The organism is Alkalibacillus salilacus (assembly GCF_030812915.1).
Classification (GTDB): Bacteria; Bacillota; Bacilli; order Bacillales; family Alkalibacillaceae; genus Alkalibacillus; species Alkalibacillus salilacus.
Window position 1 is genome coordinate 23,314 of record NZ_JAUSTQ010000019.1, and the last position, 6,000, is coordinate 29,313.

6 protein-coding genes are annotated in these 6,000 nt (G+C 41.3%); 4 read left to right on the forward strand and 2 right to left on the reverse strand.

From position 1 onward, the window contains the following. Positions 1–112: 112 nt before the first annotated feature. A complete protein-coding gene (locus J2S77_RS13930; RefSeq protein WP_306978342.1) occupies positions 113–1,474 on the reverse strand; it encodes a hypothetical protein in 1,362 nt (453 codons plus the stop codon). Between the two features lie 222 nt (positions 1,475–1,696). Continuing rightward, positions 1,697–1,900: a zinc ribbon domain-containing protein gene (locus J2S77_RS13935; RefSeq protein ID WP_306978343.1), complete on the reverse strand. Its 204-nt coding sequence runs from the start codon at positions 1,898–1,900 to the stop codon at positions 1,697–1,699. A 114-nt stretch (positions 1,901–2,014) separates the two neighbouring features. Here J2S77_RS13935 and J2S77_RS13940 point away from each other — a divergent pair, with 114 nt between their 5' ends. The 4 genes from J2S77_RS13940 to J2S77_RS13955 all read left to right on the forward strand — a co-directional run bounded on the left by J2S77_RS13940 (position 2,015) and on the right by J2S77_RS13955 (position 5,773). Next, complete coding sequence (locus J2S77_RS13940; RefSeq protein ID WP_306978345.1) at positions 2,015–2,947, forward strand: nucleoside hydrolase; 933 nt, start codon at positions 2,015–2,017, stop codon at positions 2,945–2,947. A gap of 224 nt (positions 2,948–3,171) precedes the next feature. Next, positions 3,172–3,444, forward strand: coding sequence for a YhdT family protein (locus J2S77_RS13945; RefSeq protein ID WP_306978347.1), 273 nt, complete (start codon positions 3,172–3,174; stop codon positions 3,442–3,444). Then, complete coding sequence (gene panF / locus J2S77_RS13950) at positions 3,441–4,898, forward strand: sodium/pantothenate symporter (protein ID WP_306978348.1); 1,458 nt, start codon at positions 3,441–3,443, stop codon at positions 4,896–4,898. The genes J2S77_RS13945 and panF overlap by 4 nt, the downstream gene beginning before the upstream one ends. Further along, entirely contained in the window at positions 4,895–5,773 is an 879-nt protein-coding gene (locus J2S77_RS13955) for a DUF1028 domain-containing protein (protein WP_306978349.1), read from the forward strand. The genes panF and J2S77_RS13955 overlap by 4 nt, the downstream gene beginning before the upstream one ends. Positions 5,774–6,000 lie beyond the last annotated feature (227 nt).

A 6,000-nucleotide genomic window follows, 5' to 3' on the forward strand; every position in this document is an offset into this window, starting at 1 on the left:
AAAAATAAAACGATGACATAATGCGAGAATGGTCATCATTTCAATATTATTCAGAATAATGTATATTCTTACACAATAGAACGAGAAGATGCAAGTGGTTGAGCTTATTATTTTATAAAACAAAATACAATACACAAATGGTTAAGTAGCAGACGAACCACAATGTTAGAGCGAAAAGAAGATTGCTACGTGGTCCCACTGCGACAGGGTTGCTATTAGCTAAACCGGATAAAAGTAAGTTAAGCCCAGAGAATGGGGAACCAATCACAGATACCATCCAATTGGCTAGTAATCCAAAGCTTAAAAGCAAATGATCATCAGCAAATATAGGTGATGCACTTAAAGTAATGGCTAACGCTGTCATCGTAATAATCGGATGCACACCAATAAATGATAAAACATTTACTATGATTAGTAGTACAGGGATCAGTACTAAAATGTGCGAGATGCCAAAGTAATTAATAAAGTCAATAATCCATTCGCTAGCCCCTGCACTTAATATAGCGGCACCGAATGCACCTGCAGAAATAAATAGAGACAGCTCATTGCCCATTGCTGGGAGGCGTTCTTGGGTGAATTGGCCGTAACTTTTGATTAAATCACGCGGCCGTTCATAGACGAGCCCCCAACCAGCTGAGATGACAATCGCAATGAGCGGGATAATGGTTAAAACGGATAGATCAACCATATATTCAATCGTCATTATTATTGCTGTTAAACAAAGGATGATGACGAGCAGTTCAATTAATTTTCTTTTTGCTTCTTTAACTGAAATCGTTTCGTCCGTTGTAGTGGAATTGATTTCGATTGGCATGGATTGCTTTCTTTCAAATAAAATGCCGAGGAAAACACCAATGATTGCCATAGATAAACCAATCGGGAAAATTTGAATCCAGCTAACGTCGAAATAGGATAAAATTAAAGCAACAGAAATGAAATAGGGTGACCACATGAAAGCCATCGCGAAACCGCGTCCAAGTGCGCGGACTCTGATCATGCGATAAGGCTGATACGACGCTGTATCAGTTAACTGATACATAATTGGAACCGTTCCTAGATTCATGACTGAACCTACGCCCATAAGCGCAATTTTGACATAGGTATAAAGCTGGCCAGTGGTTTTGATGTAGTGGTTGAACACGGTTTCTAGATATTCTAAGTAACGTCCTTGTTTAATCGGGATTGATAATAATGGGACAAAAATGAAAATCGCTAAAACAGAGACGTTAGTGTTTAAACCGAGAAACATGTCCCATAACCCGTCGCCAAATATAAAGATAAGAAACGCTGAACCAAGTAACGCGCTTATTAATATGAAAGGAATACGCTTTAGATACGGCATATAAGTCACAATTGTTGTTAAGGCAAATAAGCTGACAAGGATACTTACCCATTCAGCTTGGACAAATTCGGATAATAAATAGGTAGATCCCATTAATAATGTTGATAGTGGGCGGATTATGGTTCGATTCATGATGCTGCTCCTTTCGCTAAGCATTTGAAGTTATCTAATAAACTCCTTATTTTATTTGATTATTTTGTAGGGTTATTTCAAAAGTCGCCCGATTGATCTAATAAAATAGAGCAATTGTTTAAAAACATCAAGTGCTGACTACTGACTATTGTAGCGGACGCAGTTGAGATTCGCATCCATTCGACATAAAAAAAGTCAGCGCTATGAACGCTGACGAGTGATTTAGCCACCGAAAAAGAAGTCAAAGACATTACCAGCAGCAGATGCTTCCTTATTATAAAACTCGGAGTAGCCACAATTCTTACAGAAAACGACTTCAAACTTATTGTTTTGAACGTCAAAAACTTTTGAAAGGGCGCCTCCTGTCATTGAAACTGTTTTGCTGTCTGCATCTTGGCTTCCGCATTTAAGGCAACCATTTTCCATTTTCACCACTCCTTTATTGTGATAATTTTATTTTAAAGCAATATTCTATCTTTTGAAACCGTTTACTAGTAAACTAGGAAAAAGTAAAGTTAAAGGACTTAGGGGGAGACGACCATGACGAAACGAAAAGTAATCTTAGATTGTGATCCTGGCCATGATGATGCGATTTCGATGATTTTGGCCAATGCGAACGAAACGATTGAAATTGAAGCAGTTACAGCAGTAGCAGGAAATGTCGAGGTGGATAAGACAGCACTAAATGCCCGTCGCGTCTGTGATATTATTGGGTTAGATGTTGCTGTTGCAGAGGGCTCTAATCGTCCAATGGTTCGGGAAACACAAATAGCAGAATCGATTCACGGGGATTCAGGTTTAGATGGCCCGAATTTACCTGATGTTCCAAAAACACCGGTGCACGACAAGCATGCGGTTGATTTGATCATCGAAAAAGTACTTGAATCAAATGGTGACATCACACTTGTACCGACAGGACCACTTACGAATATCGCGATGGCTATGGTTAAAGAGCCAAAAATCGTACCTAAGATTCAAGAGATTGTCTTAATGGGTGGCGGCACGTTCGGTAATTGGACACCTGCTGCAGAATTTAATATCTGGGTCGATGCTGAAGCGGCCAAAGTTGTGTATGAGAGTGGCGTTCCGATTGCGATGTTCGGATTAGATGTGACTCACCAAGCGCAAGCGACTGACGAAACGATTGACCGTTTTTCTAAAGTTGGCAATGATGTATCAGAGTTTGTGGTTGAATTATTACGTTTCTTTAAGCAAACCTATAAAGATGTCTTTGGCTTCGATGGCGCACCAATTCATGATGCGTGTACTGTGGCTTACTTAATCGATCCGTCGATTTTCGATACAGTCGACGTCCGAGTTGATATCGAGACAAAAGGTGAATTTGCGTACGGCATGACATGTGTCGATCTGTTAGGTGTAACAGGACAAGAACCGAACGTAAAATTTGCACAAGGCTTAGATCAAGATCGCTTCTGGAACTTACTAGAAGAGGCGTTGAAATCCTATAGCTAGTCGATCGAACGAGTCGTTTTAAGCGGCTCGTTTTCCTTTCTGCTCTTAAATTTTTGAAATAATTGACCGAATTAATGAAATAATTCGATCGAGTTATTTCATTAGTTAGTGAGGTTATTTAATAAATAGTCAAATCAAGCAAAAAATCAACCGAAAGAATTTTCTTATAATTTAGTTTGTTATACAATATGATTAGCGTAAAGAAATAGAAGGGGGATGGTTGTGTGCCAAAGGGGGATTGGCGTTTTCGCATAGCACACCGTGAAGCACTCATTGGTGTGGCGTTAGCAGCCTTCAATATCATCTGGTGGTACGGTTTTGCTTATACACTTGGTTCAAAGCCACCTGAAGAGTACACATACATACTAGGATTTCCGGCATGGTTTTTCTGGAGTTGCATCGCTGGGTTATTCGTGATGATTGCTCTTGTTTTTCTCGTCGTTAAATTTGTGCTGAAAGATATGCCGTTTGACGAGGAAGGGCGGGATGATTTATGAACTGGCAAGTCTTGATTCCGCTCTTGTTATTATTAGCTGTCATTTTTTTAATCGGCATTTGGTCGAACCGAAAACTTAACCAATCCACATCGTTTATCAGTGATTATTTCCTCGGTAGTCGCGAACTCGGCGGGTTAGTACTCGCGATGACGATGGCAGCGACGTACGGAAGTGCTTCGAGCTTTCTTGGTGGGCCAGGTGCTGCCTATACGATTGGCCTTGGTTGGGTGCTTCTTGCGATGACCCAAGTAGCGACAGGTTATTTTATATTACTTGTCTTGGGCAAAAAGTTTGCTATCGTTACTCGACGCTTTCAGTCAGTCACGTTAATTGACTTTTTAAAAACACGTTACCAGAGCTCAACCGTCGTAATTATTTCAGCTCTTAGTATTGTCATCTTTTTATTTTCGGCGATGGCTGCTCAGTGGATCGGCGGTGCCCATTTAATTCAGTCGATCACAGGTTTGCCGTATTTAGGTGCGTTGTTCTTATTTGCTGTAGCTGTTCTCGTTTATGTCATCATTGGTGGCTTTCGTGCCGTCGCTGTAACAGATGCAACACAAGGAATTATCATGTTCGTCGGCACATTTATTTTACTGATTGCTGTTGTCGTTGCAGGCGGCGGTATTCCGAGCATCATGAATGATCTCACGACGATTAACCCCAATTTGGTCACACCTTTTGGGCATGATGGGCAGTTAAACGCAGCCTATGTGACGTCATTTTGGATATTAGTGGGGGTCGGCGTTGTCGGACTTCCACAAGTGGCCGTTCGGGCGATGTCGTATCGTGATGCTCGGTCGATGCACCGGGCATTGATGATCGGGACAGTCGTGGTCGGTGTGATCATGCTTAATATGCACTTAATCGGTGTCTTCGCTCGTCCAGTTTTACCGGGTATTGAAGTCGCGGACCAAGTGATTCCTATGATTGCACTCGAAACGCTTCCGCCATGGGTTGCTGGAATCGTATTGGCTGCACCACTTGCGGCGATGATGTCGACAGTCGATTCACTGTTATTGCTCGTGAGTTCGTCTGTCGTGAAAGACGTATACATCAATTATTTCAGACCACAGGCGTCACGTAGTCATGTAAAGAAGGTCAGTATCGGATTTACGGCTTTCTTAGGCATTATTGTTTTCTTATTATCGATTAATCCGCCCGATCTACTAATCTATTTAAACTTATTTGCCTTTGGAGGCTTGGAAGCAGCGTTTATTTGGCCGATTATTTTCGGACTGTATTGGAAATATGCGAATAAACATGGTGCAATTGCTTCTATGTTAGTTGGTATTGTTTCTTATATAGCGATTTATCAGTATAACGAGACGTATGGTGACTTATTAGGGGTTCACGCGGTAACCATACCTGTCGTGTTATCTTGCATAGCTTTTATAGGTGTTAGTTTATTGTTCAAGCAAAAACCGTATTATTTTGAGGAGGCATTATCATGACAAAGATTCCTAATGATCTCGTAGCAACATTTTCAATCGTCGGTTGTGATCCTGAAACTGGCGAGCTTGGCATCGCTGTTCAATCGAAATTTTTAGGCGTAGGTGCCGTGGTTCCATGGGCTGAAGCAGGAGTAGGTGCGATCGCCACGCAATCAATGGCTAATACAGCATATGGGCCAGAAGGATTGGCGTTGTTAAAAGAAGGGAAGTCAGCACAGGAAGCTTTGGATGAATTGACATCAAAAGATCCTGATCAAGCTATGCGCCAAGCTGCAATTATTGATGCGAATGGTGGTGTCGCAACGTTCACGGGTGACGGCTGTTACGATTGGGCTGGTGGCAAAACCGGCGACAATTATAGCGCGCAAGGCAATATTTTAGTGAGTGAAGAGACTGTTAATGCAATGGGTCGCGGTTTTGAAGAGAAAGCTGGGGAACCATTAGTTGAGCGATTATTACATGCATTGAAAGAAGGTCAACATGCAGGTGGGGACAGTCGTGGTAAGCAATCAGCGGCACTGTTTGTTGTGAAAGAAAAAGGTGGATATGGCGGTTATAATGATCGCATGGTCGATGTGCGCGTTGATGATCACGTTACACCAATTAAAGAATTGGAACGCATTTTCCGTTTACATCAATTGTATTTCACACGTACCAATGAAGAAGATATTGTCGACATTGATGATGATTTACGCGAAAAAATCGTTCGACGTCTGACTCAACTAAATTATTTACACGACGCAACGGATGTCACCGACCGAACTTTTTATGATGCACTTGCAAGTTATATTCATAATGAAAACTTTGAAGAACGCGAACAACCTGAAGGTAAAATTGACTACAAGTTGTATCAATATTTAATGTTAGAGAAGTAATAAATGGACCTGCACGCTTGAAAATAGGTGTGCAGGTTTTTGTATGTAAGTTTTTGCTCTGACTGTTTGGCGATTCAGCATTGTATGAGCGTGATTTACCATCGAGTTCATGAGCGATACCATCGAGCAAGTAGTCAAGTCCATAATTATGTGTAAAATACATGGCAATGAAATTCAACTCTTGTCATTGATTATTTATGTGTTATCGCGATGAGGTGGGGATGGCG

Excerpts from the sequence above, each read along its gene's own strand:
- J2S77_RS13940 (WP_306978345.1), top strand. The coding sequence starts at position 2,015 with ATGACGAAACGAAAAGTAATCTTAGATTGTGATCCTGGCCATGATGAT.
- panF (WP_306978348.1), top strand. The coding sequence starts at position 3,441 with ATGAACTGGCAAGTCTTGATTCCGCTCTTGTTATTATTAGCTGTCATT.
- J2S77_RS13935 (WP_306978343.1), bottom strand. The coding sequence starts at position 1,900 with ATGGAAAATGGTTGCCTTAAATGCGGAAGCCAAGATGCAGACAGCAAA.
- J2S77_RS13930 (WP_306978342.1), bottom strand. The coding sequence starts at position 1,474 with ATGAATCGAACCATAATCCGCCCACTATCAACATTATTAATGGGATCT.
- J2S77_RS13955 (WP_306978349.1), top strand. The coding sequence starts at position 4,895 with ATGACAAAGATTCCTAATGATCTCGTAGCAACATTTTCAATCGTCGGT.